The sequence below is a fragment of the Gemmatimonas sp. genome (genome assembly GCF_036405635.1).
Lineage (GTDB): Bacteria > Gemmatimonadota > Gemmatimonadetes > Gemmatimonadales > Gemmatimonadaceae > Gemmatimonas.
Genome location: NZ_DASWXE010000214.1, coordinates 1 through 26,582, shown reverse-complemented (window position 1 = coordinate 26,582; position 26,582 = coordinate 1). Strand labels below are relative to the sequence as shown.

Sequence of the window (26,582 nt, the reverse complement as noted above, 5' to 3'; positions counted from 1 at the left end):
CAGCCTCAGAAGTTGAAGTTCATGCGGAGCGTGAAGTAGCGCAGCGGAGCCGTCGCGAAGTATTCCTCGCCACCACGCTCGTCATTGCTGGACGCCGACGCTTCGGGATCGATACCACTGTAATCCGTCCACACGCCCAGGTTGCGGCCAGTGAACGTCACGGTCCAACGCTCGGCCTTGAGCGAACGAGCCCACTTGCTCGGCATTTCGTACGTCACGGCCAGTTCACGGAAACGGGTGAAGGCGCCGTCTTCGAAGAAGCCCACGAACGACTGCTTCGTGGCCGACGCGATCGTCACGGCCTTCGCCTGCTCTTCGAACGACGCGTCCTTGTCATACGCACCGCGGCAGGACACACCGTTCTGGCACTGGTGACGGAGCGTGTTGTTGAACTTCTTGTGGCCCCACTTGCTGTCCACCTGACCGGTGATGCGGAGCTTCCGGCCGAAGAGCTCGATCGTCGGCGAGATGGCCACTTCACGCGTCGGGTAGGTCGCGCCAACGAACGACGAGGAGTCATCCATGGTCACTTCACCGATCACGATCATGCCGTCGTTGTTCGCATCGGCGTAGGTGTACTTGCGGCCCCACAAGCCGAACAGCGGGTAGCCAGGCTGGTTACGCTGCGTCTGACGGTTGCCGGTGAACACCGCGCTGGTGCCCTGCGCGATGGCCGTCATCTCGTTCTTGTTCGTCGACCCGTTGATCGCGATGTCGGCCGCGAAGTTGTCACGATCGAAGAGGCGATGGTTGAACGTGATTTCAAGACCCGAGTTGCGCACGTCACCGATGTTCTCGAGACGCGTGGGGATACCGGCCAGGGACGGAGCCACTTCACGGCTGATGAGCGCGTCGGTGGTGTTCTTGCGGTAGTACGTCACGTCGAAGTTCGTACGGCCGTTGAACATGGCCAGGTCGAAACCGGTTTCGATTTCGGCCGAGAACTCCGGCTTGAGGCCCTGATTACCCAGCGCGGTCAGCGAAATGCCCGAACCATCCGAGCCGTTGGGCAGCGTGACGTTGTTGGCGTCGAAATAGCGGATCGGATGTTCCGGGTTCGGAATCTGACCCGAAGCGCCGTACGTACCACGCAGACGCAGCGACTGAATCCAGTCGGGCTTGTGGAAGAACTCGTGCTCCGAGACCACCCACGACGCGCCGAGCTTCGGATACCACACGGCCTGGAAGTCCTTACCGAAGGCCGACGCAGCGTCACGACGGGCGCCACCGGTGATGAACAGCTTCTCGGAGAGCGAGAAGACCTGCTCGACGTAGTAGCCGAGCGTCCGCTTGTCGTTGGTTTCTTCCTGCGGCGTGCGATTCAGCGACGTGGCCGTCACCGAGATCGAACCCGGCGGCAGTCCGAGACCCGATGCGCCAGTGCGCTGGTCGAGGCCACGGATGAACTGCATACCAACGGACGTCTTGGAATTGAGCCACGGCGTCAGCTGGAACGTGCCCGTACCGCCGATGTCGATCGTCTGCTGCTGGATGGCCGTACGGTGCTGTGACGCCTGACCGAGGCGAACCTGGCCTTCCGACGGACCTTCGTTGAGGCGGTTGTACTCACGGTCCCAACGCGCCGTGTAGTCGAGACCAACCGCGGCACGCGTGGTCAGCCAGCTGTACGGGTTGTACTGCGTGGACACGCTGTTGATGAAGCGATTGATGTACTGCGAGTTGGTGATCGAGAAGACGTCACCTACACCCCACAGGCGGTAGCCACGGAGGGGGAAGCGATTGGCGTCCAGCAGATCTTCACGCCACTGCGCACCCATGGCGTTCACCATGAGGCCCTGGCTGTTGTCGTTGTTCTGCGGCAGGCGCACATCCGAGTTCACGTAGGCCGAGCTGACCTGCAGGAACCAGTTGCTCGCGAGCTGCGTGGACAGGTTCGCGCGCATCGAGTTACGCGACAGCGCGTTCGGGCGCAACTGCAGCGAGGAGATGTCCGAGATCTGACGTTCGGCCTTCAGACGCGCGACTTCACGATCCGGCATCTTGTAGACGCCCTGCTCGATTTCCGTTTCGCCGGAAACGAAGAACTGCACACGGTCGTTACCGCCCGAGAGCTGCATGCCGTACTGCTGGCGATTGCCACGATCAATCGGCGTGAGCGAATCGATGTTGAGCACGTTGCCGCGGTTCAGCGAGTCGGCGACGCAGGCGCCAGCGGCCACGTTGGACAGCGTGCAGATACGGTTGTTGGCCGCGCCGGTGGGGTTGTGCCCCCACAGCGCATAGAGCTCGGGATAGCTGCCCTTGCGGGGATCCGTGATCGAGCCGTTTTCCGAATAGAAGTTGAACTTCGTCTTGCCGCTCTTGCCCTTCTTGGTCGTGATGCTGATCACGCCGTTGGCGGCTTCGGTGCCGTACAGCGTCGCAGCCGACGGGCCCTTGATGATCTCGATGTTCTCGATTTCTTCCGGGTTGATGTCGTCGAAACGCGACGGGCCACCGCCACCGATGCCGTTGGCCGAGCTGTTCGTCGCCGCATTCACGCGAACACCGTCGATGATGACGACGGGGTTGTTGCTGAGCGAGAGCGAGGACTGACCGCGGATACGAATACGCGAGCCGCCGCCCGAGGAGCCTTCGGACACGACCTGCACGCCGGCCGAACGACCGGAGAGCATCTGACCGAGGGAGCTGGCCGGCAGTTCGGCGACCTTGTCGGCCATCGCGATCTGCGAAGTGGAGTTCGCCAGTTCGACCTTTCGGGTCGCACCGGTCACCGTCGTCACGACAGCGGACAGCGAGAAGGCTGCCTGCGTCAGCGCCACATCACTCACGACGGGCGTTCCTTCCGTCACCGTCACCGTCACCCGCTTGGCTTCATAGCCGATGCGGCTGACTTCGAGCGTCACCGCTCCCGTATTGGCCACGCGAAGCGAGTACCGGCCGTTTTCCGCCGTCAGGGTACCAACCTGCGTGCCGGCGACCAAAATGCGGGCCTGCTGAATGGGCTGGCCCGTGGCGCCGTCAGTAACACGACCGGTGATCGTGCCACCGGCGCCCTGTGCTGATGCCGTGGGGGGTGCGAGGAAGCCCACCGCCGCGACGGCAGTAAGCAGTGTAGATGCCACACGACGCCACGCGCGAGCGCGAGGCGTGGTGGCAACCGGTGGCGAGCAGCCGCGCTCTCCACGGGTGAACGCAGCGGGTACGAACAATCGCATCTCGTGACTCCCCAGATCAGGATCACACGCCGACCACCCAGATGTGGTCGGTCGATGGCCACAACACCCCACCGCGTCCTTGGTGCGCGGTGTGGTGTATGGGCCATTGCTACACGGAGACGGGTATCTCCGGAAAGCTCGAGGAGAAACAGGGTGTCGCGGTGGACGCGCACACCTGTGACGGCGGGAGGCGCTGGGGAAGCGCCGGGTGGTGGAGGGGACTACGGTAACGCAGAGGGGAACAACGAAGGGCCGATTCGCGTCACGCGGATCGGCCCTGATGCGCGCGTTTCCGCGCGGAGCATCCCGGAACCTCACTGCTGACGAAACTGGCCGCGGCAGAGGGTACGGGATACGAGCACAACTGTCAATAGCGTATCGTCATCCGAATCGGCGAGTTACGCGAGTGAAATTCACCTTTTGCTTCAGGGTGCCGATGCCGGCAACTTGAACGTGATTGCTGACAAAGCGACCGAATCGGTGGCGAGCCGTGTGGTTCCCGCGGGCAAGCCGTTCAACTTGAGGATATAGGCGACCGTCGCGCCGTACTCCTCGCGCGGCAACGTGCCCGGATCGCCGTCCGGCATCGTCGTGCGAATTTGTTCGAACAATTCAAACAGTGGCCGGCCAACCCACTTCCCCTTGAAGTCGGCATTGGTGAACTCGTTCAGTTCGTGGCACTCCGCGCACGACTTCTTGAAGACGCCCTGCCCTTCGGTCGCCTGCTCTTCGGAGTAGACCGCCAGGCTGTCGCCCGTATCGCGCACTACGATCGGGCGGTTCTGCGCCGCCAGCCGGGGGCCTGGCTGCTGGGCGGTCATGCGGCTTCCAGCCACGACACTCGCCGCAACCACGGCGAGGAGGAAGGCGCTCGGGAGATGAGTGTGCTTGTGCATGGCGATTCAACGTGCGAGGTGGGGGTTTCGCTGGCTTTCGGTGCCGTCGCTGGGGATACGATACCCCGAAGTTCACCGGAAGATTGCGGAGGCCCGGGGCCCGGAACATCTTGGCGTGCACTCGCTTGGACGCCGCGTGGTGCGATCAGGAACGTGACCGCACACACGCCGACCGTTTTCCCCCGAACCGGTTCCATGGACGCCACGGATTCCCCCAACAGCCCGGCCGACGCGGGGCAGCCCCCCGCCGAAGATCTGGCGCGCCGCGACTTTCTCCGGGTGGCCGGCAGCGCCGGCCTGCTGCTCGCCGGTGGATGCGCGCCGCCGATGGCTTTCGCCAGTGCCCCGGCCAGGGGCATCGAACGGGGACGCGGTTCGACCAGCTCCAGCAGTCATGTGGTGGTGATCGGAGCCGGTGCCTGGGGGGGATGGACGGCCTACCATCTGCGCTCGCGCGGCGTGCAGGTCACTCTCATTGATGCTTATGGCCCTGGCAACTCCCGCTCCACCAGCGGCGACGAGACCCGTGGCATCCGCTCCTCATACGGCGACCGCGCCACAGGCGAGCTCTGGACCCCCTGGGCCCGCACCGCCATCCAGCGCTGGAATCTGTTCGAGCAGGAGTGGGGCCCCGTCTTCCGGACGAAGTTCTTCCATCAGACGGGCGACGTGATCATGCGCGCCACCCGCGAGCCGTTCATCACGAAGACCATCGAACTCTGGCAGGCCAACAACGTCCCGCACGAGGTGCTCTCCGGCGACGAAGCCCGCAAGCGTTGGCCCGTCATCAAGGCCGATGACATCACGGTGGCCATCACCGAACCCGATGCCGGCGTCGTTCGCTGCCGCGCCGCCACCCAGGCCGTAGCCGCCATCGGGCAGAAAATGGGCGTCAAGCTGGTCATCGGCCGCGTGAAGCCGGGCGACATCCGCAACAACATGATGGATGGTGTCACGCTGGAAGACGGTACCGTCATCCGCGGCGACTCCTATGTATTCGCCTGCGGTCCGTGGCTCCGGAAGCTGTTCCCGTATCTCGAGAACCGGATGCGGGTGCCGATCGGCCATGCACTCTACTTCGGGGTGCCGGTGGCCGATACGCGCTTCAGCTTCCCGAACCTGCCCAGCTACAACTTCCCCGGCGTGACCGGCTGGCCCATGCTGCCGGTGGACAGCCGCGGATTCCGCGTGCGTGGGGCCATCGCCGCTCCCGCGCCGGCCACCACTGCGGCCGCAGGCGCGGCTCCTGCGGGCGGGGCGCCCGCCAACTCACCCGCCGCGACCGCGACGCCACCAGCCGACCCGGCGCAGCAGGATCCGGATCTCAGCTCACGCTGGACCAATCAGGAACGCGTGGACGGCGCTCGGCGCTTCCTGGCCGCCCGCTTCCCCATCCTGGCCAACGCCCCGCTGCTCGAGACGCGCGCCTGTCACTACGAATCGAGCATCAACCAGAACTTCATTATCGACAACGTGCCCGGCACGACCAACGCGTGGATTGCCGGCGTGGGTCAGGCCGAGGGCTTCAAGTTTGGTCCCGTGGCAGGCGACTACGTCGCGCAGCGCGTGTTGGGCATCAATGGTGACCCGGCGCTGGTGAAGGCGTTCAAGCTGCCGACGCAGGAGTACGCGCCGAGCTGAGTTCTGCCCGGCGCGGGACCGTCAGAGACTACCCATTCAGGCGTCGCCGGATTCCCGGCGGCGCTTGTTGGCTTTGGCGCGGTACGGCAGCAGGAACAGATAGATGCCGGTGATCCAGAGCCCCAGGACGATGATGCCGGAGGGCAGAAAGACCCACAGCTTGGCGGCGTCCGCAAACCATGACCCGTCGTGCATGGTCTCGATCAGGTCCGAACGGCGATAGGCACTCTGCAACACATTGCCGGTGCCGATATCGACCTGAATCTCCCAGTGATCGACCGTGGCCACCTTGGCCAGCCCCTTCCCGGGTCGCACATCGATCCGATCGATGCTCGACCAGTCGGTGATCTTCGCTTCCGGCACCGACTTCGCCGCATCGAAGATCTGCTGCATGCTGACCGTGGGCGTGGTGTTCCTGGTCTTCTGCTCGGGAGGCTGCACCCATTCGATCTGCTTCTTGAGCTGCAGCAGCAGCCCCGTGACGATCACAATGAGAAAGGGGATCGATACGGCGATCGATCCCCAGCGGTGCAGCTTGCGGTTCAGGAGGCGGGGGTTGGTCATTTTGCATTCTACCCCCGCGCTCCATCGTCAGCCAACCGATGCGACCTTACCGGCCGCGACGTCCCCACACCGGTGCATCCGGCTCCTGATTGGCACGGTCGTTCTTGTAGGTGCCGAGCAAACGCATCGCTTCCTGCACGGCCCGCTCGAGTTGCGGGTCACGTCCGGAAATCACCTCTCGTGGGAAATTCTCCACGTCGATATCGGGCGCCACCCCTTCGTTCTCCACGGCGAACTTCGGATCGCGTGAGAAGAAACCGAATCGCGGCGCGATCATCGACCCACCGTCCACGAACGGCGGCGTATCGGTGGTGGCCACGAGACCACCCCACGTGCGCGCGCCCACCAGCGGTCCAAGCTTGCGCCGCTTGAACATGAACGGCATGAGATCACCGCCCGAGCCGGCCATCTCGTTGATGATCATGACCTTCGGACCCCAGATACCATTGGCGGGGCTGGTGTACGGATACCGGTCGCCGACGGGATTGTTGAAGTAGCCGTCGTAGTCACGGCCGAGCATATCGACGATGTAGTCGGCCGCCGATCCACCACCGTTGTACCGCTCGTCCACCACCACGCCCACACGATCCTGCTGTGCGAAGTAGTACCGGTTGAAGCTCACGTAGCCGGGCTGCCCCGTGTTGGGTACGTACACGTAGGCGATCTTGCCGCCGGAGAGGGAATCCACCACGCGGCGATTGTGCTCCACCCAGGCCCGCGTGCGCAGTCCCTGCTCATTGCCCACCGGCACCACGGTCACCTGACGCGCGCCCTGCATGTCGGGACGCGAGTTCACCGTGAGTACGGTCTGCCGGTTCGCCGTGCCATCGAGCAGGCGATAGATGTTCTCCGGTGCACGTAATTCCTGCCCGTTGATCGCCAGGATGTAGTCACCACGCGCCACGTTCACCCCTGGCATCACCAGCGGCGCGCGCAGCTCCGGGTTCCAGCTCTCGGCATCATAGATGCGCGACAGACGATAGCGACCATTCTCGATCGCGAAGTCTGCACCGAGCAAACCACCGTTGGCATCGGGCACTTCGGGTAGATCACCACCACGCACATACGAATGCCCGATCGCGATCTCGGCGCCCATGTTGTCGAGCAGGTAGTTGAGATCGGCCCGGTGATTCACGTGCGCCAGCAACGGCTCGTACATCTTCTTCATGGCCGGCCAGTCAGTGCCCTGCATGTTCTTCACGTACAGGTTGTTGCGCTGATTGCGCCACCCTTCGTTGAAGATCTGACGGAACTCTGCCTTCGGATCGACGAAGGCGCGCAACGTGGCATTGAGACGCCCGGTGCCAGCCGTCGGAATCGCACGATCGCCGTCCACGAGGAACAACGCACCATTCGCGCCGGTCGTGCGGTACAACACCCTGCGCCCATCACCACTGGTGGTGAATTGCGCGACGCCCTGCGCGAACACCGCCGCACGACGCGCACCGAGCTGATAGCGGTGCAGCGTGTTGCCGCTGCCCCCCTGCCCGCCGCCTGCCGCACCGGTACCCGTTGCAGGAATCGGTTCGAGGAAGAACACCGTGCCCGCCGGGCCAGCACGCAGTCCTTCATAGTCACGCTCGGTGATGCCTTGCACGGCCAGAATGCGCTGCGCGATCGCGTCGTAGTCGATGCGCACCGGGCGCACAGGCGCGGGAGCCGTACGCGTGGTATCGGCAGCGCGCGGCACCGAGCGCGTGGAATCGCGACCGGCCTCGTCATCGCTCTCGGGCAGCAACGGCGATGGTTCGCTCTTGCTCAACACGGCCAGGTACAACGCCCTCGTCTCCGGACGATCGAACTTGGACATGTCGAGCAACGACGAGTTGAGCGCGAAGTTCGTGGAAGCGAGGAACCACAGATACTTGCCGCTGGCATCCCACGCCGGATTGCTCGCGTCCGCCATGCCATCGGTGAGCTGCTTCACCGCGCCGCCTTCCATCTCGTATACGAAGATCGCGCGCAGCAGTGACTTGAGGCGCTTCGGATAGGCGAGGTATCGCGAATCCGGACTCCACACCGGCACGATGGAACGGTCCATCATGAAGTACGGATCGGTGTCGGCCACCTTGGCCTTGCCGCTCGCCACATCCACCAGCCAGATGCGGAAGTGCGTATCCTGGAACGCGATCGTCTTGCCATCCGGTGACCAGCTTGGCGAGTACGGACGACTTGGCTCCGGCAGTGCAATCTCACGCGTGGCGCCCACTCCCTCCTGCGGCGCGATCACCAGCTGATACTCGCCACTGCGATCACTGAACCACGCGATCGACTTGCCATCAGGTGACCAGACCGGCGCGATCTCGGCGGACGCGCTGCTGTTGGTCAGGTTGCGTACATCGCCCTTCTCGGCGGGCACGGTGAACACCTCGCCGCGTGCTTCCACAGCAGCACGCTTGCCGGTGGCCGAAAGAGCAAGGCCGGTGGCGCGGGATGTCACGTCCTTCCACTGGGGCATCATCCACGGGAAGTCTCCGGCCGCGGTGATGTTCACGATCTTGTGCGTGCCCGCACGGGCATCGAGTTCGTGCACATAGCCGGCCTGTTCAAACACCACGCTATTGCCCGCCGCGTCGAGTGTCTTGACGTCGAAGTCCTTGAACGTGGTGATCTGCTTGAGCGCGCGCGCCTTGGTGTCGTACGACCACACGTTCGAGACACCGTCGCGGTCGGAGAGGAAGTACACGGCATCACCCACCCACACCGGGTCCATCTCCTTGCTCCCGGTGAACGGGGTGCTGTCCAGCGCAAAGGTGGCGAGGTCGAGGATCCAGATCGGCTTGTTCTGTCCACCGCGATAGTTGCGGCGTTCTTCATCCCATGACGACGCCATGCGATAGGCGATGCGCTTGCCGTCCGATGAGATCTTGCCCTGATAGGCGCGAGGCATGGGCATGGCCGTCTCCACGCCGCCAGTGGCGGGCACACTCCAGAAACGCGGTGCTGCACTGGGTGCCCAGGTGGCACGCGGCGATGCGAACACGACGTTCTTGCCATCGGGCGTCCACCCCTGCACCACATCGGCCGACGGGTGCCATGTCAGCCGCGTGGGCTGTCCGCCTTCCACCGGCACGACGTACGCGTCGGTGTTGCCGGCGTACTCCGCGCTGAACGCCACGAGACGTCCATCAGGAGAGAGCTTGGGGTTCTGCGTGACCCCCTGGAACGACGTGAGCCGGCGCGCTGCACCACCGGTGCGCTCTACCACCCAGATGTTGTTGGCGTAGGCGAACGCGATGGACTGGCCGCTGACACTCGGCGATCGCAGCATGCGGGTGCCGGACTGCGCCGACACGGTGGACGCGAGCAGGAACGGCGTCGCCAGAGCGGCGGCGCGGAGTGTTCGTGCGACGGGGACGTGGAGTCGTGCCATGGCACTCGGGGAGGTGGGAGAAACAGGTTGGGCCGACGACCGGCCTAATATCGCCACAGAACGCCATCACTGGCGGCGCGCAGGGTCAACGTGAGCACGGACCGGGATCCATCCACCACCCATTGTCCATCGCGAATCTTCCTTCGAGACAGCCGGACCCGAACGGTGTGCAGGGCGCCGGGCTCGAGTCCGATCAGATAGAGCGAGTCCGCACGTGCCGAGAATGTGGCACCGCAGACCGAAGCGTCCCAGGTCGCCAGCGGCGTGCTTCTTTCACCGATGAGCACGTCTCGGCGGCCAGCGGCATTGCGCCTCCATACCTCGAAGTGCACCTGCGCCGAGTCTCCGGCCCACTGCAGATCCTTTGTGGTCAGCGTGAGCAGTGCCAATGTGGTGGTGTCGGCGAGTGCACTGCCCCATCCGCTCGATCGCTGGGTTGCGAAGCGATTGGCACGAATGGCCCCTGCGGTTGTCAGTGTCAGGCTCGCGCGACGGGTCGAGGGTACGCGCATGTCGTCGAACCCACCGAACTGCCCACGCACCGTCATGGCCAGGTCATCATGCGTATCCTGAAAATTCGACATGACGACCCCAACGGCGCTGCTCGCTCCCAGCGCACCGTGCGTGCCGCCCAGCGGTCGCATGCGATTGGCCACCGACACCATGCCCAGTCCCACGCGATGATCGTCGTGCAGTGACACCAGGATAGGTGCGGGATTGCGGGTGGCGTCGCGATGCCCGTGCACGATGCGCACCACTGCGGCAGGATAGGGACCATCGGCGGTGGCACGCACCCATGCCGCGGCAGACGCAAATCCGTCGGCCCGCATGGCGCCCGTGTTGCGCATGATCTGCATCGCGTCGTGCAGCTGCAGCGGATCACCGGCTGTCGCATCGTAGCGGTACAGCTCCTGAGTGCCCTCACGTCGCCATGCCACTTCAGCGCGGGCACTATCGGCGGCTACGAGAAACCGGTCACCATCCAGTCGGCGCGTGACAATGTCCACACCGGGCGTGGAGACCAGCAAATCCATCACACGGGATTCCGCTTCGGGCAGGCAAAACACCCCAAAGCCCGTGGTCACGCCATCCACGCTGAAGGCCACGTCATTGGGTGTGGTCAGTGTGCGGGCCAGGCGGAAGCCACTCGCGCGCAGCACATCGGCCACGGGGAGGAATTTCGCACCCACCGCCCGGTTGTGGCCGTGGTCGGACAGCAGCACGATCTCGAGGTCGCGGCCGGTGCGCTGCCGATAGCGCGCATTGAGATCGGTCAGCGCGCGATCGAGATAGGTGAGATACTGCGACACGTTCCCGCGCATGTGCTGCAGGGCGTCGGGGCCAACATTGTAGACGTAGACCGTCGCCCGCCCTCGCGAGCGCAGGACTCCCTTCACATCGGCATCGATTTCGCGGCGCGCCGTGGGCCAGGACATGAGGTAGGCGCCAAGGTGATGGAACTTGGCGTCGAAGGCCATGTCCATCCGTTCTTCGTATTCGATGGGACGAATCGCGTCGAGTGCATCACCAAGTACGGCATTGTGGCGGGTGCTGTAGTAGACGCGCTGGTACCCGGGAGGAGGTTGCACCCCGAAGATGGCGTGCCAGGCGATGTCACTGATGGAAGGAAACGTGGAGATCAGTCGTCCCGGCGCACGAAACGCGGCGAACTGTCCCCTGGCACGTGCCTCCTGCACGTCCCGGAAGTCGAGGCCGTCCAGCGCGAGCACGAGTCGTCGCGGCAGCTCTTCAGGGACGGGTTCCGGCGCAGGACGGCGAAATGGCAGGCAGCCGGTGGCCACCAGCAGACTTCCGTAAATCATCGCCGCGCGGACGATGAGCTTGCCCTGATTGAGAATGACCCGCATGATTCATCATCGTAGCATGCCGAAGCGACCACACAAGCCCGCGTCGCCAATGCCTCCCCGCCCCCAGTACGCCAGCGTTGTCCTGTTGGGCAGCATGATGTTCGCCGCCCTTGCTCCGTCGCACGCACAGTCCGGCGGCAGTCCGGGAGCGAGCGCGCCTCCCGGGACGGGCACCGTGCGCGGCGCCATCACCACGATCGATGGTGTACCTGTGGGGGGAGCCACCGTACGGGTGGTGAGCGAGCGCGGCCCCATGTCGTTCGTGACGGAATCGGATGATCGCGGCAACGTGGTATTCACCAAGGTCCCTGAGGGGCGTGGCTGGATGCATGCCAAGCGCATCGGCTTTCGCCCCGATTCGATTCCATTGACGATCTCTGGCAACGAACCACCGCTCGCCACATTGAGCATGACGCGAGTGGCGGTGGAGTTGAGCGCGGTCCGCGTACTGGGGCGTCGGGAGATCCAGGGCCCGATGGGCGGATTCTTCCGCCGTCAGCAAACGAACGGCGGCGGACATTTTTTCTCCGCCGCAGAGCTTGATCGGCGCAATGCGATCAACATGACGGATGTGTTTCGCGGTATTCCCGGCATGCGCATCGAATCGAACGGACCGATCAGTCGCGTCCGCATGCGCAATAGTCGATGCGCGCCGCTGGTGTGGCTTGATGGACAGCCGTTGTTTGCGGGCGAGGTCGACCTGGACGCATTCGATCCGCGCTCGTTTGAAGGCATCGAGATATACAGCGGACCGGCGACCGTTCCGGTGGAGTTTCAGGGCAACCAGCGCATGAGCAGCTCCTGCGGAACGATTATTCTGTGGTCGAAGCGCGGCGAGCTGCGCGCAAAGAAGCGGAAGAAAGATGACCCCACGCCGTCCGAGTTGATCGTGGGTTTGGTGGACAAGGGTGAGGCGTTCATCGCCAGCGACGTGGACGGTGCGGCGTACCCCGATTCCTCGATGCTGGTCAAGCCAGTCTATCCGGATTCGTTGTTCGAAGCGCAGATCCCCGGCGCGGTGCTGGTGGAGTTCGTGATCGATCTCAAGGGCCGCGCGATGATGGAAACGTTCAGCGCCGTGACGACCACACATCGCGAGCTCGTGGAGCCGGTACGGCGTGCAGTGCAGCAACAGGAGTTCTATCCCGCGAGCCGCAGGGGTAAAGTGGTACAGCAGGTGATGCAACTTCCCTTCCTCTTTGTACCGGATTCCACGGCCCGACGGAGACGCTGAGTGGCTTGTGCGACAAACGGAGTACGGAACGCGCTGGCAGCGACAGTGGTCGCATTGCTGGCGCTTCCGGTGTATGGATCGGTAGCCGGCGCGCAGACTGGCGCTCTCAAGGAGATCGGCAAGACGTCGGTCGGCACGCCGGTGTTTCTGGAACAGAAGTCGGTGACACGAGCCGGAGATGTGGTCACCGCCACCGTGCGGGTGAAACTGCAGCCGCCGATCAAGAACGGCGCTCAGGAGCTACGCAGCTCGCGCACGATTGGCATGTACGACTGCGCCAAGCAGACAGTCGCCACCAAGGAAAGTTGGTATTACGCTGATGATGCCGGCCGCAAGGAAGGCATGCATCGCACGGTCAAGGTGCCCGGATTCGGGCCCGCCATCAAAGGTTCTCTTGCCGATGTCGCATTGAAACACCTATGCACAAAGCCCTAGCGCGTTTCGCGCTTTCCCTGATCGGGTCGACCTTGCTGTGGTCGACGACAGCGGTCGCTCAGCCTGTGCGTGCACTGGGCACGGTGCGTGGCATGGTGTTCGACAGTCTGACGCGCAGGCCCCTGACGGACGCGGTGGTGGAAGTACAGGAGACCGCGCGACTCGCCTACACCGACAAGCAAGGCCGATTCGCACTGGACTCGGTACCGATCGGTGTACAGCAGTTGTCCTTCTCGTCGCCGACGCTCGATTCGCTCGGGGTCTACGGATTTGCGCGCGAGATCGACGTCACGGCCGACACGCGAGGTGTGGTGTTGTCCACGCCATCGTTCCGCACCATGTACGATCGCCTGTGCCCCGCGGCCGACAACGCACCACGGGACAGTGCCATTGTCTTCGGCACCGTGTATGATGCCGCGACTCGCGTGCCCATCAGCAAGGCGAGCGTCACGCTGCGCTGGTATGAAACAGGTGGCGACGGTCGCGATTTCCTGATCCTCACGCCGGAACGCAGCACGTTCACCGCAGACGACGGTGTGTATGGTATCTGCGGCGTGCCCTCCGATCTCGCACTGAGCACATCGGCGGCTCACGATTCAGCGACCAGCGGAACGTTCAGCACGGTCGTGGGAACCAGTCGCCTGCTACGCCGCGATCTGTATGTCAGCCGCGAACTCACCAGTGCGGTAGCGGCAGACACGAGCGCTCGTGCACCGCGGGGGACGGGTGTCGTGCGGGGGACAGTGCGCGATGAGAGCGGCAATGCACTGGTGGGGGCTTTGGTTGTGCTGACCACGGTGGATCGCACTACGCACACCGATTCACTGGGTCGCTACCGCTTTGCCAACGTCCCGCTTGGCACGCAGGAACTCAGTGTGCGGCAGCTGGGACGTGGCGCGTTGTATCGCGTCATTGATGTCACCGGAGTTGAGGGCAGCACGCACGACTTCGTGTTGCCGGTGGCCACGGTCCTCGCCACGATGAATGTGCGCGGCTCAGCCCGGGTGGGCGTGGATCAGGCGGGTTTCCTGCGACGCAAGCGCCAGGGATTTGCCCGCATCGTCGAACGCGAGGAGATCCAGAAGCGCTACGACATTGGTGCGGCGCTGGATCGCATTCCCGGTCTGCGCACGGTCCGCAGTCTCGGCACGATCGAAGTGGTGGGATCACGTCCGGATTGCGCTGGACCCATGAATGTGGTCATCGACGGAGTACCCATGTTCCGGTTTCGGAACAATCCGTCAATCCCGCGTGGTCAGGAATCGGCTTTGCCTCCAGCGGGCATGAACGGCTCCCGGTTGGACGCACTGGCTGTCAACGATGTGATCGCCATCGAGTTTCATCCCAGCGCCACAACGGTGCCGATGGAGTACTGGCAGGGAGAGCCGCCCAGGTGTGGGTTGCTGTTGATATGGACGGTCTTCTCACGGTGGCAACAATGATAAATCTCATGCGCACAACACACTCATTCTCCGTCAGACGGCTGCTGTCTGCGGCGTTGCTCGCGCCGTGTGCCCTGCAGGCCCAGCCACGCGGGCCGATGGGCAGTGTTCGCGGTACGGTATACGACAGTCTCACACGGAAGCCGATTGCCGATGCCGTGATCGAAGTGCAAGCGACCGCACAGATCACCTACTCCGATGCGCAAGGGCGCTTCACGCTCGACTCGGTGCCGCTTGGTGCCCAGCAATTGACCTTCTCCTCAGCCGCGCTCGACTCCCTAGGCCTCTATGGGTTTGCGCGTGAAGTGAACGTCACCGGCGATACCCGCGGTGTGTTGCTCACCACTCCGTCCTTCAGTACGATGTACGGCCGTCTCTGCGGGGCGGCAGGAAGCCCGTCCAGAGACAGTGCCATCGTCTTCGGCACAGTCTACGACGCCGCCAGTCGCACCCCGTTGAGCAAAGCGCAGGTTTCATTGCGGTGGCTTCAGCCCAGTAGAGGCGGAAAGGAGTTGAGCAACCCGGAACGTACCACCGCCACCGGAGACGATGGCGTGTACGGCATCTGCGGGCTTCCCGCGGATGTCGCGCTCACCACGACGGCCCGACACGACGCGATCGTCAGTGGTGCGTTCAACACGGTCGTTGGCCCGAGCCGTATGCTGCGGCGTGACTTCTACATCAGTCGCGAACTGGGGCAGGCGGCCGACGTCCGGTCCAACGCCACGCCCTCATCGGGATCAGGTATCGTCCGTGGAACCGTGCGCGACGAACGAGGCAAAGCATTGCCGGGTGCACTCGTTTCGCTGACCGCCGGCAATCGTTCGACCGAGACCGACGCTGACGGGCAATTCCGTTTGACGGGTGTGCCGCTGGGTACGCAGGAACTGAACGTGCAGCAGATCGGACGCGGCGGAGTCAGCCGCGCCATCGACGTCACGGCGCGTGACGATGGCACACACGATTTCGTGCTGCGGGGCACCACGGTGCTCGCCACCATGAACGTGCGTGGGAAGGTCGGCGCGGATCAGGCCGGGTTTCTCCGGCGCAAGCAGGACGGCATGGTCAGGGTCGTCGAGCGGAAAGAAATCCTGAAGCGCAACGATATCGGTTCGGCGTTGAAGCGTCTGCCGGGCCTGCACGTGAAACAGCAACTGGGGGGCACGGTGATTGCGGCCACGCGACCGATGTGCGTCGGGGAGGTGCCCATCGTGATTGATGGCGCCCTGATACCCAATCCACGAAACGCCACCACCTTCAGCGTCCCGCAAGCATTGTCCGGGACGACAGCGATCCCGCGCGCATCGACCAACCCTGCGGTGGCCGCACCACCGCCCATACAGAGCAACAGTGCCGTTTCGGCGTTCAACAACGGACGAATTGACCAGATGATGGTCAACGATGTCATGGCGATCGAGTTCCATCCTGGACCGGCTTCTGTTCCCATGGAGTATTGGCCAGGCCCACCGCCACAGTGCGGCCTGCTGCTCATTTGGACGGTGGCTTCGAACTGGGACAAGTGATGCGCATTCACGCTTGGCTCACCATGCCCTTGCTACTGGTTCCCGCGTTGGCGGCCGCGCAGCCGCAGCGATCGGTCGGCACCGTGCGTGGCATCGTGTATGACAGCCTCACGCGTCGACCGCTACGAGATGCCGTGATCGAAGTGCGGGAGACCGCGCAGATCACCTACAGCGATGCACAGGGTCGCTTCACGATCGACTCGGTGCCGCTCGGGCCCCAGCAGCTGACCTTTTCGTCGCCGACGCTCGACTCCCTTGGGCTGTATGGTTTTGCCCGGGACGTCGATGTCACGAAGGACACCCGTGGCGTGTTGCTGGCCACGCCCTCGTTCAACACCGTCTATCGCCGGATCTGCCCTGCCACCGAGCGCCCGTCCAAAGACAGTGCCATTGTATTTGGTACTGTCTTTGACGCCACCAGTCGCGCCCCACTCAGCAAGGCGCAGGTCTCCTTGGCATGGCTCGAGCCCAGTGACGGCGGAAAGGAGTTGAGCAATCCGGAGCGTACCGCACCCACCGGAGACGATGGCGTGTACGGTATCTGTGGCGTTCCCGCCGACGTCGCGCTCACGACGAAAGCCCGACACGACTCGATCGCCAGCAGTGCCATCACGACCGTCGTCGGCCCGGCCCGGATGCTGCGCCGTGATCTCTACCTCAGTCGCGAACTGAACCGCCCGGGGAGTGCTGTCTCGTCAGCGGGGGCAGGCATCGTCCGAGGAACCGTTCGCGATGAACGGGGCAAAGCACTGTCAGGCGCACTCGTCTCGCTAACAGCGGGCAATCGCACCACGGAGACCGACGCGGACGGACAGTATCGTTTGGTGAACGTGCCATTGGGCACGCAAGCGCTGAGTGTGCAGCAGATCGGGCGCCAAGGCATCAGCCGCATCATCGATGTGACATCCCGTGAAGACGGCCCGCACGACATCGTGCTTTCTCGCGCCGCCACGGTGCTCGAAACAATGGATGTGCGTGCCAAAGGAGAACATCAGCTCGGATTCCTGCGCCGCAAGAACCAAGGGTTCGCCCGCGTGATCGAACGGAAGGAGATTCTGAAACGTCAGGATATCCCATCGGCACTCAACCGGATGCCGGGGCTACGTGTCACTCAAACACCATTGGGGCCGGAAGTCACAGGCTCACGCCCGGTCTGCAACGGGCCCATCCCGATCGTGATCGATGGCGTGCCGCTTCGCCCCCCCGGCACCGCTGATCTCGGTAGAAACTCCAAGAGTACAGCGCCGCCGGCGCCGCCCCCCAATGGCGCAATCCTCGAACGCCTGCAAATCAACGACGTCATGGCGATGGAATACCACCCGGGCGCGGCATCGGTACCGACTGAATATTGGCCCTTCGCTCTACCGTCGTGTGGGATCGTGCTCGTGTGGACGGTGCTCTCGCGCTGGGAGAAGTGACGCGTATTTCACTTGCCCCCGCTAAAGACAACGGCCCCGCTGCATATGCATCGGGGCCGTTCTTCCATCTGCGCTAAGCGCCTTACGCCATCTTCGCCTGCAACCGGCGATCGATCGCGTCCAGGAACGCCTCCGTGTGCAGGTACGGCGTGTCCTTCGAGATGAGGATCGCCAGATCCTTGGTCATCTCGCCGGCTTCCACCGCTTCGATGCACACCTGCTCCAGCGTCTCGGCGAACCGCACCACTTCCGGCGTGCCATCCACCTTGCCGCGATGCATGAGGCCACGCGTCCACGCGAAGATGCTCGCGATGGGGTTGGTGGACGTCTTGTTGCCCTTCTGGTGCTCGCGGTAGTGACGCGTCACCGTGCCGTGCGCCGCCTCGGCTTCCATCGTCTTGCCATCGGGCGTGAGCAGCACCGACGTCATGAGACCGAGCGAGCCGAAGCCCTGCGCCACGATGTCCGACTGCACGTCACCATCGTAGTTCTTGCACGCCCACACGTAGCCGCCTTCCCACTTGAGCGCCGACGCCACCATGTCGTCGATGAGACGGTGCTCGTACGTGATGCCGGCCTTCTCGAACTCCGCCTTGAACTCGGCGTTGAAGACGTCCTCGAAGAGATCCTTGAACTGGCCGTCATAGGCCTTGAGGATGGTGTTCTTCGTGGAGAGGTACACCGGGAAGTTGCGCTGCAGGCCATAGCGGAACGACGCGCGCGCAAAGTCCTTGATGGAGTCGTTGTAGTTGTACATGCCCATCGCCACGCCGCCGTCCTGGCCGAACTTGGCCACGTCGAACTGCATCGGCGCGCTGCCGTCGGCCGGCTGGTAGGTGATGGTCACCGTGCCGGGGCCCGGCACCTTGAAGTCCGTCGCCTTGTACTGATCGCCGTGCGCATGACGACCCACCACGATGGGCTTGGTCCAGTGCGGCACGAGGCGGGGAATGTTCGAGATGATGATCGGCTCGCGGAAGATCACGCCGCCGAGGATGTTGCGGATGGTGCCGTTGGGGCTCTTCCACATCTTCTTGAGCCCGAACTCCTTCACGCGCGCTTCATCGGGCGTGATGGTCGCGCACTTCACCGCCACACCATGTTTCTTGGTGGCCTCGGCCGAGTCGATGGTGACCTGATCGCCCGTCGCGTCGCGGTGCTCGATGCCGAGATCGTAGTAGTCGAGCTGAACGTCGAGATACGGCAGGATGAGCTTATCTTTGATGAACTGCCAGATGATACGGGTCATCTCGTCGCCGTCCATCTCGACGACAGGATTCACGACCTTGATCTTCGCCATACGCAGAATGCCGGGTGGGGCTGAAGAGGGACCGTGCACCGCCGAATGGCGGCCACGAGGATAACGTCGATGCGCCACAGCCCCCTGACGGGCGCCGGGCAACACCGCAAAATGCCCCCTGAACCACAGGTGAGCCAGTAGCCGGGGCTGCCGGGCTCATGGCCGCATGTGCCCACGTCGGGAACTTCACGTCGGTATTTCCACGATTGTGCGAGGACGTGCGTTCTACCAGTCATGGAGGGTGCGTCCGCTTCATGGTCGGCGTACCCGCGCAACTGCGCGCTGGCTCCAGACTTTTCCCCAAGACGTCCCGAGATATGCCTGTTTCATCCAGCCGCTGTGCTGCGTCCCTCCGGGGACTCGCCGTGGCCTCCCTCTCCCTGGCCCTTGCCGGGAGCGCTCTGACTGGACTCGCCCCATCGCTCGAGGCGCAGGCCCCGGCGCCCAACGCCGAGCTGATCGCGGCGCGCCATGCCCAGGAAGCCGAGCTGCAGAAGATCGCTGACGTGCACCGTTCGGTGATGATGCCGATGCGTGATGGCGTGCGGCTCATGACGGACATTTACGTGCCGAAAGGCCAGACCGGTGGCGTGCCGCTCATCCTGAGCAAGACGCCGTACAACATGAACTGGTGGGACGTGCGCAACGGCGCGCCCCGTGATGTCTCCGCTGTGCTGGGCGCCATCAAACGCGGCTACGCCTACGCGCTGCAGAACGAGCGCGGCCACTTCTACAGCGAAGGCAAGTACGACATCCTCGGCCCGCCAGCCACCGACGGACAGGATGCCGTCGAATGGTTCACCAGGCAGCCGTGGAGCAACGGTCGTGTGGGCATGATCGGCTGCTCGAGCACGGCCGAGTATCAGATGGCGGTGGCGGGCACGAAGCCCAAGGGTCTCGCAGCGCTGGTGCCGCAGGGCTATGGCGCCGGTGTCGGCCGCGTGGGTGGGTGGTATGAGCAGGGCAACTGGTATCGCGGCGGCGCGGTGCAGATGCTGTTCATCACGTGGATCAATTCGCAGCAGAACGCGCAGCGTCCGATGTTCGACGCGAATCTGAGCCAGTCCGACCTGACACGCCTGCGCAAGTCGTTCGACCTGGCCTGGCAGGGACCGAGCATCGACTGGTCGAAGGCGCTGTGGCACCTGCCGGTGCAGGACATTCTCAAGGCTGTGGATGGCCCGCCGGGCGTGTTCGCCGACAAGATGCCCGTGGCGACAGGCGGCGAGATGATCAAGCGCACGCCGAACGACCCGCGCTGGGACAAGGGTGGTCTGTACAACGACAGCATGCCGTTCGATACGCCGGCGCTGTGGTTCATGTCATGGTACGACGTGTCGGTAGGTCCGAACATTGCCATGTGGCAGCACGCCATGAAGGTGGCCTCGCCCGAAGTGGCGAAGCAGCAGTACGCGGTGATCGCGCCGGTGGCGCACTGCTCGTACACGCGCGCCACGGAGAACACGGTGGTGGGCGAACGCAGCATGGGTGACGCGCGCCTCGACTATGACGCGATGACCTACGGCTGGTTCGACACCTTCCTCAAGACCAACAACAAGACCGGTCTGCTGGATACGCTGCCGCGCATCCGCTACTTCACGATGGGTTCGAACACGTGGCAGTCGAGTGACGTGTGGCCGCCGAAGGGTGCCACGCCCACCACGTGGTACTTCACGAGTGGCGGATCGGCGAACACGATGAACGGCAATGGCGCACTGGTGCCGAAGCTGCCCAAGGCCCAGCGCGATACGTTTACGTACGATCCGATGAAGCCGGTCACCAGCTACGGCGGCAACGTGTGCTGCACCGGCACGGCCATTCAGGCGGGTTCGTTCGATCAGCGCGTGCGGGAGACGGATCCCAACATCCTCGTCTACACGTCGGAGCCGCTCAAGGAAGGCATCGAGGTGAGCGGGCCGATTTCGGTGACGCTGTACGTGGGCAGCGATGCGAAGGATACCGACTTCACGGTGAAGCTCATCGACGTGGACACCGAAGGCCGGGCCTGGAATCTCGACGAGACCATCCAGCGCATGCGCTACCACACGGGCTACGACAAGCCGGAGACGCGCATGGAACCGGGCAAGAAGTACAAGGTGACACTGGGGCCGCTCAATACGAGCAACTTCTTCAAGGCCGGTCACCGCGTGCGCGTGGAAGTGTCGAGCAGCAACTTCCCGCGCTTCGATCGCAACCTGAACACGGGTGGCGACAACTTCAGTGAGACGCAGGGCGTGGTGGCACACAACATCGTGTTCCACGGTGGCAAGGACACACCGTCCAGCATCACCCTGCCCATCGTGCGCGCCGTGAGGAAGTAGCAGGCGCGCCTTGGCTGTCAGTCCTGCGGGGTCGGCGGGTTCGGGGATTCCTCGAACACGCCGACCTCGCGGTTTTTCATGACATGCCCCGCCGCGAAGTACCGACCATTCATGGCGATGTACACACCAGCCGGCAGGGTCTGCGCGAAGCTGAGTGCACTGCCCAGGTTGAACAGACCGTCGGAGCTGCCGAAGGCGTACGGCACCATGGCGCCGGTCAGCACAATGGTCTTGCCAGTGATGGCCGCGGCCAGGTGCTGCGCCGTTTCCGGCATGGTATCGGTGCCGTGCGTGATCACAAGCCGCGACTCGGGCGCACGCGCGCAGGCATCAGCGATCTGCTGCCGGTGACTGTGCAGCATCTCCAGCGAGTCGATCATCATCAGCACTTCCACCTGCACGTCCAGCATGCTGCGCCCACGACGCAGCATCTCCGGCAGGTGTGTCTCACGGAATCGCAGGGAGCCGGTCAGCTCGTCGTATTCCTTGTCGAAGGTGCCACCCGTGACGAACACGCGCAGACTCATGTCGACTCTCCGTTCGCATGGCCGGTGGACTCGTTCGCGGCATTGGCCGCACGTTTCGCGGCGCGCGCACGACCGTCTTTTGCACGGGCCTTCTTTGCGGCCTTCTCCGCGGCACGTCGCTCCACCTCGGCGATGGCGGCATCGCGCGCTGTGCTTTCGGCTTCACGACGCGCCCAGTCTTCGCGGTCGCGCGCTTCGGCTTCGCGGGTGCGGCGCAGACTCTCGTTGTCACGCCACGCGGCCACCTTGGCGTGGTCACCACCAAGCAGCACGTCGGGTACCGTGTGGCCCGCATACTCTGCGGGGCGCGTGTAGCTGGGTGCACTGATGCCACGATCGAAGAACGAATCCGTGCGCGCACTCTCGAGGTCACTCATGGCGCCCGGCAAGAGCCGCACGGTGGCATCCACGATGGCCAGCGCCGCCGGCTCACCACCACTCAGGACAAAATCGCCGAGCGAGAGTTCTTCGGTGGCGAGATGCTGGGCGACGCGCTCGTCGATGTCCTTGTAGTGCCCGCAGAGCAGCGTGAGCTCGGTGCCCGCCGCAAAGCGCACCGCATCGGCGTGCGAGAACCGCCGGCCGCGCGGTGACAGCAGCACGATGGGGGACGTAGCCTTCACCGATGCGACGGCATCGAAGAAGGGGCCGGGTTTCATCACCATGCCGGGCCCGCCGCCAAACGGATAGTCGTCGACGGTGCGGTGCTTGTCGTGCGTGAAGTCACGCAGGTCGATGAGCGAATACTGCACGCCACCGGCCGCCGCGGCCTTGGCCGGAATGCTCAGCGACAGCGGCCCCGCGAAGAACTCGGGGAAGATGGTGACGATGTTGATGCGCAGCATGGGCGCGGACTCTGGTGGGTCCGGTGTCGTCAGTCGAGCAGGCCGGCGAGTGGCGCCAGCACGATCGTGCGCGACTCTTCATCGATGGATCGCACGATCTCGTCGTGCCACGGGACCAGCGAACGGCCCGTGGTGGTCTCGACCTCGATGATGAATCCCTGCGGCGCATCGTACACGTCGCGAACATGGCCCACGAGGCCCTGGCCGTCCACTTCCACGCGCATGCCGATCAGGTCGCCGATGTAGACCTCGTCTTCATCGGGTTCCGGCAAGGTGGCCGCATCGGCCAGCAGGTAGCGACCACGCCAGGTGTCGGACACATCGCGGTCGGTGACCTCACTGACGCGCACCAGCCACTCCTTGTTCATGGGGCGGCCGTCTTCGATGTGCAGCGCCTGCGGCGTGCCATCGGCCCCGGGGAGCAGGTTGCCCTCCCGGTCACCGGCAAAAAGCACTGCGCCGGACGCAAAGAGCACGTCCGGCGCATCATTCAGCGATTCGACCGCCCAGGCGCCCCGCACACCATGTGCGCGGCGCACCCGACCGGCGACCACATACTCAACCAGCTCAGGCCTCGGACGACGGCAGGGCGACAGCCGCCGCCTGCAGCTTGGCCGCGAGGCGCGCTTCGTGGCGGGCCTTGAGGATACCGGCGCGACGGAGCAGCGAGCGAACCGTGTCCGTCGGCAGCGCGCCGACGTTCAACCAGTGATTGACACGATCGGACTTGAGCGAGATCGCGTTTTCGCCGCCACGCGGCTGGTACTGCCCGAGGATCTCGATGAAACGGCCGTCACGCGGGCTCTGCGAATCGGCAACGACAATGCGGTACATCGGGGTCTTCTTCCGGCCTTCGCGGCGGAGACGGATCTTGACGGCCATCTGAGTCTCGGACTTGGATAGTGTTGTACGGCGCGAGCGCCTCTGGGGCGCCCAATTCCAGGCTCATCGCGAGGCCGGCATCTCCGGCTCGCACCCGGTCCCCCATATCGGGGAGCCTTCAAAGCTATGCACCCGGATAACCGGAGACAACCGGCTCCCGGGTTCAGATGGACAGATAGCCGGGGAAAACTGCAGGAATGGGAAGGGAGGGGCCGGGACGCATGCGCAGCTCCATCTCTAAAAATAAATTGTGGTACTGCGATTGGGCCGCGGCAAAGCACCGGGCTACCCTGCGGTTTTCCCTTCCTGTCATGCGGTTTTCGCGCCGCCCCGCGGCGCCCAGGCAGTTTCCCTTCCGTTCCAGTGCGTCCCCGGTCCATCCCCGTCCCCTCCTTCCCTTCCGAACTCCTCCATGCGTCTTCGCGCCCTCCCCGGGATCGCGGCCGCGGCCCTGCTAGCCGTCCCGGTTGCCGCACCTGCCCAGGCTCCCCAGCCCCCTGTCCCAAAGGCCGCCGTCGAGGCGCCCAAGGGCATGGTCGTTTCCGCCAGCGCCATTGCCAGCGATGTGGGACGCAACGTGCTGGCCGCCGGTGGCAATGCGGTGGACGCGGCCATCGCCACAGGGTTTGCGCTGGCGGTTACCTACCCCACCGCCGGCAACATCGGCGGCGGCGGGTTCATGGTGATCCGCTTCCCCGACGGACGGGCGACCACCATCGACTTCCGTGAGAAGGCGCCGGCTGGCGCCACACCCACGATGTTCACCGACTCCACGGGCACGTACTCCTCGCGCATCCATCACAACTCACACAAGAGTGTGGGCGTGCCGGGCACCGTGGCCGGCTTCGCGCTGGCCCACCAGAAGTACGGCAAGGCGAAGTGGAACGGACTGGTAGGCCCATCGGCGTCGCTGGCCGACACGGGCTTCATCGTCCCGACCGGTCTCGCGGCCTCATTGGCCGGAGCGCGCACCAAGCTCTCCACCGATTCGGGCTCACTCGCCGCCTACTACAAGGCTGGCCAGCCCTTCGCCGCTGGCGACCGCATGGTGCTGGGCGACCTTGGCAAGACACTCGGCCGCATCCGCGATCAGGGACGCGACGGCTTCTACAAGGGCACCACGGCGCAGCTCATTGCCGCCGAGATGCGGCGTGGCGGTGGCATCATCACCGAAGCCGATCTGGTCGCCTATCAGGCGGCAGAACGTGCGCCAGTGCGTGGCACCTTCAAGGGTTACGAGGTGATCTCCATGCCGCCGCCGAGTTCCGGTGGTGTGGCCATGATCGAGATGCTCAACATCCTGGAGGGCATGGACCTCAAGGCGATGGGGCACAACTCGCCGCAGTATGTGCACTCGCTCGTGGAGAGCATGCGCCGTGCGTTCCGCGATCGCGCGCTGTACATCGGCGACCCCGACTTCACCAAGCCGCCGATCGAGAAGCTCACGAGCAAGGCCTACGCCAACGAACTGCGCAGCACGATTGACCCGAACAAGGCGTCACTGTCGTCACCCGCCGACGTCGCACAGGGCTACGAAAGCGACGAGACCACGCACTATTCGGTGGTGGACAAGGACGGCATGGCCGTGTCAGTGACATACACGCTGGAAGCGGGCTACGGGCTCGGCGCGGTGGTCGACGGCGCGGGCTTCCTGCTCAACAACGAGATGGGCGACTTCAACGGGAAGCCCGGCCTCACCGATTCCACAGGCCTGATCGGCACCGCGCCCAACATCGCGCAGCCCGGCAAGCGCATGCTCTCCAGCATGACCCCCACCATCGTGGCGCGTGATGGCAAGCTGGTGGCCGTGGTAGGCAGCCCTGGTGGACGCACCATCATCAACACGGTGCTCGAAGTGGTGCTCAACCTCACCGCCTTCGACATGCCCGTGCAGGACGCCGTGAACGCACCGCGCCTGCACCATCAGTGGCTGCCCAACACGGTCACCGTGGAGCGGGTGGGTTTCCCGGAAGGCACGCTCGAGGCACTGCGGGTCAAGGGACATGTGGTGCGCGTGGGTGGTCAGCAGGGCACCGCGCACTCCATCGCCATCGACCCCAAGACCGGCAAGCGGCTGGGCGCACCGGACCCGCGCGACCGCGACGCGGGTGCATCGGGGCACTGATGTTGCCCGCGCAGCACCACTGACCGATCCGGGCTGTCGCTTCACCGACTGCCCACTCCAGAAGCCAATCCGAGGGGCGCATGATCATCTCATGCGCCCCTCGCGTGCTCTTCCCTTTCTTCTGCTGACGATGAGCAGCCTGTTCGCGCCCCACCTCACGGCGCAACAGGCGGCATCAACGACAACACCTTCAACCACCACGCTCACGGGACGGGTGCACACCAGCGACGGACGCGTGCTGGCGGGTGTGGTCGTGATGATCCTCGAGACGCTCGAAGAAACGCACACCGGCACCGACGGCCGATTCCTTCTGACCTCCACGCATCGTGGTGCCGCCACGGTGGTGGCCCGCGCCGTGGGTTTCGTTCCGGCTACTGCCGATGTGACGATGCCCTCGGATTCGGTACTGGCGTTTCGCCTGGCACCAAGCCCGCCCACGCTCACCCAGTTCGTGGTGGTGGCAGCCGGCGAGTACACCATCGGTACTGGGCAGACGGCCTCCCTCAAGCCACTCGAGGTGGCGCAGACGCCCGGCGCCGCGGCCAACATTGCCCGAGCCATTCAGACGTTGCCCGGCGCACAGAATGTGGACGAAGGCACGGGCCTCTTTGTGCGCGGCGGCGATGTCACCGAAACGCGCGTGCTGGTGGACGACGCCTGGCTGCTCTCCCCCGTGCGATTCGACAATCCGACGGGGCATACCACGGCCACCATCAACCCGTTTCTGCTCGAACGCACAGTGTTCTCTTCGGGCGGATTTGGTGTGCCCTACGGCAATGCACTCTCGGGACTGGTGCGCATGGAGAGTGCAGCGACACCATCGCACCGCACCGCCTCGCTATCGGCATCCATCGGGGGTGCGAGTGCAGCCTTCGGTGCACGTCTACATCCGCGTGTCGGTGTGCGAGCATCGGCCGGTCTCAATTCACTCGCGGCCCTCACTGCGACGTTCGGCCAGGCCCAGCCCTACGAACCGCCGCCACGCAGTGGCGACCTGAGTGGCTCTCTC

The 26,582-nt window shown here is 64.4% G+C and carries 19 protein-coding genes; 9 read left to right on the top strand and 10 right to left on the bottom strand.

All coding sequences use genetic code 11. From position 1 onward, the window contains the following. Window positions 1-5: 5 nt before the first annotated feature. Entirely contained in the window at window positions 6-3,179 is a 3,174-nt protein-coding gene (locus VGE27_RS16990; protein ID WP_331050869.1) for a SusC/RagA family TonB-linked outer membrane protein, read from the bottom strand. A 425-nt stretch (window positions 3,180-3,604) separates the two neighbouring features. Then, the gene (locus VGE27_RS16985; protein WP_331050868.1) at window positions 3,605-4,000 is read right to left on the bottom strand and encodes a cytochrome c; all 396 of its coding nucleotides are present in this window, start codon (window positions 3,998-4,000) and stop codon (window positions 3,605-3,607) included. 270 nt (window positions 4,001-4,270) lie between these two features. On the opposite strand from VGE27_RS16985, the gene VGE27_RS16980 reads away from it, so the two are divergent. Then, window positions 4,271-5,716, top strand: a complete 1,446-nt coding sequence (locus VGE27_RS16980) for an NAD(P)/FAD-dependent oxidoreductase (protein ID WP_331050867.1) — start codon at window positions 4,271-4,273, stop codon at window positions 5,714-5,716. 36 nt (window positions 5,717-5,752) lie between these two features. Here VGE27_RS16980 and VGE27_RS16975 read toward each other — a convergent pair whose 3' ends face one another. From VGE27_RS16975 to VGE27_RS16965, 3 genes are read right to left on the bottom strand one after another with little or no spacing between them, the layout of a single operon-like run. Next, window positions 5,753-6,280: a PepSY-associated TM helix domain-containing protein gene (locus tag VGE27_RS16975; RefSeq protein ID WP_331050866.1), complete on the bottom strand. Its 528-nt coding sequence runs from the start codon at window positions 6,278-6,280 to the stop codon at window positions 5,753-5,755. Window positions 6,281-6,326: 46 nt separating this feature from the next. Beyond that, entirely contained in the window at window positions 6,327-9,653 is a 3,327-nt protein-coding gene (locus VGE27_RS16970) for a S41 family peptidase (RefSeq protein WP_331050865.1), read from the bottom strand. 44 nt (window positions 9,654-9,697) lie between these two features. Next, window positions 9,698-11,521: an alkaline phosphatase family protein gene (locus VGE27_RS16965; protein WP_331050864.1), complete on the bottom strand. Its 1,824-nt coding sequence runs from the start codon at window positions 11,519-11,521 to the stop codon at window positions 9,698-9,700. Between the two features lie 94 nt (window positions 11,522-11,615). Between VGE27_RS16965 and VGE27_RS16960 the strand changes: the two genes are divergently transcribed. The 5 genes from VGE27_RS16960 to VGE27_RS16940 are packed head-to-tail and all read left to right on the top strand — an operon-like array spanning window position 11,616 to window position 17,573. Further along, window positions 11,616-12,755 (top strand): TonB-dependent receptor plug domain-containing protein, encoded by a 1,140-nt coding sequence (locus tag VGE27_RS16960; protein ID WP_331050863.1) that lies wholly within the window; start codon window positions 11,616-11,618, stop codon window positions 12,753-12,755. Beyond that, on the top strand, window positions 12,756-13,190 hold the full coding sequence (locus VGE27_RS16955) for a surface-adhesin E family protein (protein WP_331050862.1): 435 nt from the start codon (window positions 12,756-12,758) through the stop codon (window positions 13,188-13,190). After that, a complete protein-coding gene (locus VGE27_RS16950) occupies window positions 13,175-14,632 on the top strand; it encodes a carboxypeptidase regulatory-like domain-containing protein (protein WP_331050861.1) in 1,458 nt (485 codons plus the stop codon). The genes VGE27_RS16955 and VGE27_RS16950 overlap by 16 nt, the downstream gene beginning before the upstream one ends. 8 nt (window positions 14,633-14,640) lie before the next feature. Next, complete coding sequence (locus tag VGE27_RS16945) at window positions 14,641-16,155, top strand: carboxypeptidase regulatory-like domain-containing protein (protein ID WP_331050860.1); 1,515 nt, start codon at window positions 14,641-14,643, stop codon at window positions 16,153-16,155. After that, on the top strand, window positions 16,155-17,573 hold the full coding sequence (locus VGE27_RS16940) for a carboxypeptidase regulatory-like domain-containing protein (RefSeq protein ID WP_331050859.1): 1,419 nt from the start codon (window positions 16,155-16,157) through the stop codon (window positions 17,571-17,573). The genes VGE27_RS16945 and VGE27_RS16940 overlap by 1 nt, the downstream gene beginning before the upstream one ends. An 82-nt stretch (window positions 17,574-17,655) precedes the next feature. Here the strand turns inward: VGE27_RS16940 and VGE27_RS16935 are convergent, their stop codons facing one another. Then, complete coding sequence (locus VGE27_RS16935) at window positions 17,656-18,873, bottom strand: NADP-dependent isocitrate dehydrogenase (RefSeq protein ID WP_331050858.1); 1,218 nt, start codon at window positions 18,871-18,873, stop codon at window positions 17,656-17,658. Between the two features lie 317 nt (window positions 18,874-19,190). Between VGE27_RS16935 and VGE27_RS16930 the strand changes: the two genes are divergently transcribed. After that, entirely contained in the window at window positions 19,191-21,194 is a 2,004-nt protein-coding gene (locus VGE27_RS16930; RefSeq protein ID WP_414653574.1) for a CocE/NonD family hydrolase, read from the top strand. Window positions 21,195-21,211: 17 nt separating this feature from the next. Here VGE27_RS16930 and VGE27_RS16925 read toward each other — a convergent pair whose 3' ends face one another. Genes VGE27_RS16925 through rpsP form a run of 4 tightly spaced genes read right to left on the bottom strand, consistent with a single transcriptional unit; the run spans window position 21,212 to window position 23,448 of the window. After that, window positions 21,212-21,721, bottom strand: a complete 510-nt coding sequence (locus tag VGE27_RS16925) for an asparaginase domain-containing protein (RefSeq protein ID WP_331050856.1) — start codon at window positions 21,719-21,721, stop codon at window positions 21,212-21,214. After that, complete coding sequence (trmD, locus tag VGE27_RS16920) at window positions 21,718-22,566, bottom strand: tRNA (guanosine(37)-N1)-methyltransferase TrmD (protein WP_331050855.1); 849 nt, start codon at window positions 22,564-22,566, stop codon at window positions 21,718-21,720. Before trmD ends, VGE27_RS16925 begins: the two co-directional genes overlap by 4 nt. 29 nt (window positions 22,567-22,595) lie before the next feature. Further along, window positions 22,596-23,120: a ribosome maturation factor RimM gene (gene rimM / locus VGE27_RS16915; RefSeq protein ID WP_331050854.1), complete on the bottom strand. Its 525-nt coding sequence runs from the start codon at window positions 23,118-23,120 to the stop codon at window positions 22,596-22,598. A gap of 13 nt (window positions 23,121-23,133) precedes the next feature. Continuing rightward, window positions 23,134-23,448: a 30S ribosomal protein S16 gene (gene rpsP / locus VGE27_RS16910; protein ID WP_331050853.1), complete on the bottom strand. Its 315-nt coding sequence runs from the start codon at window positions 23,446-23,448 to the stop codon at window positions 23,134-23,136. Window positions 23,449-23,860: 412 nt separating this feature from the next. Between rpsP and ggt the strand changes: the two genes are divergently transcribed. Beyond that, on the top strand, window positions 23,861-25,573 hold the full coding sequence (ggt, locus tag VGE27_RS16905) for a gamma-glutamyltransferase (RefSeq protein WP_331050852.1): 1,713 nt from the start codon (window positions 23,861-23,863) through the stop codon (window positions 25,571-25,573). A 130-nt stretch (window positions 25,574-25,703) separates the two neighbouring features. Further along, a partial coding sequence (locus VGE27_RS16900) for a carboxypeptidase regulatory-like domain-containing protein (protein WP_331050851.1) occupies window positions 25,704-26,582 on the top strand: 879 nt, incomplete at its 3' end.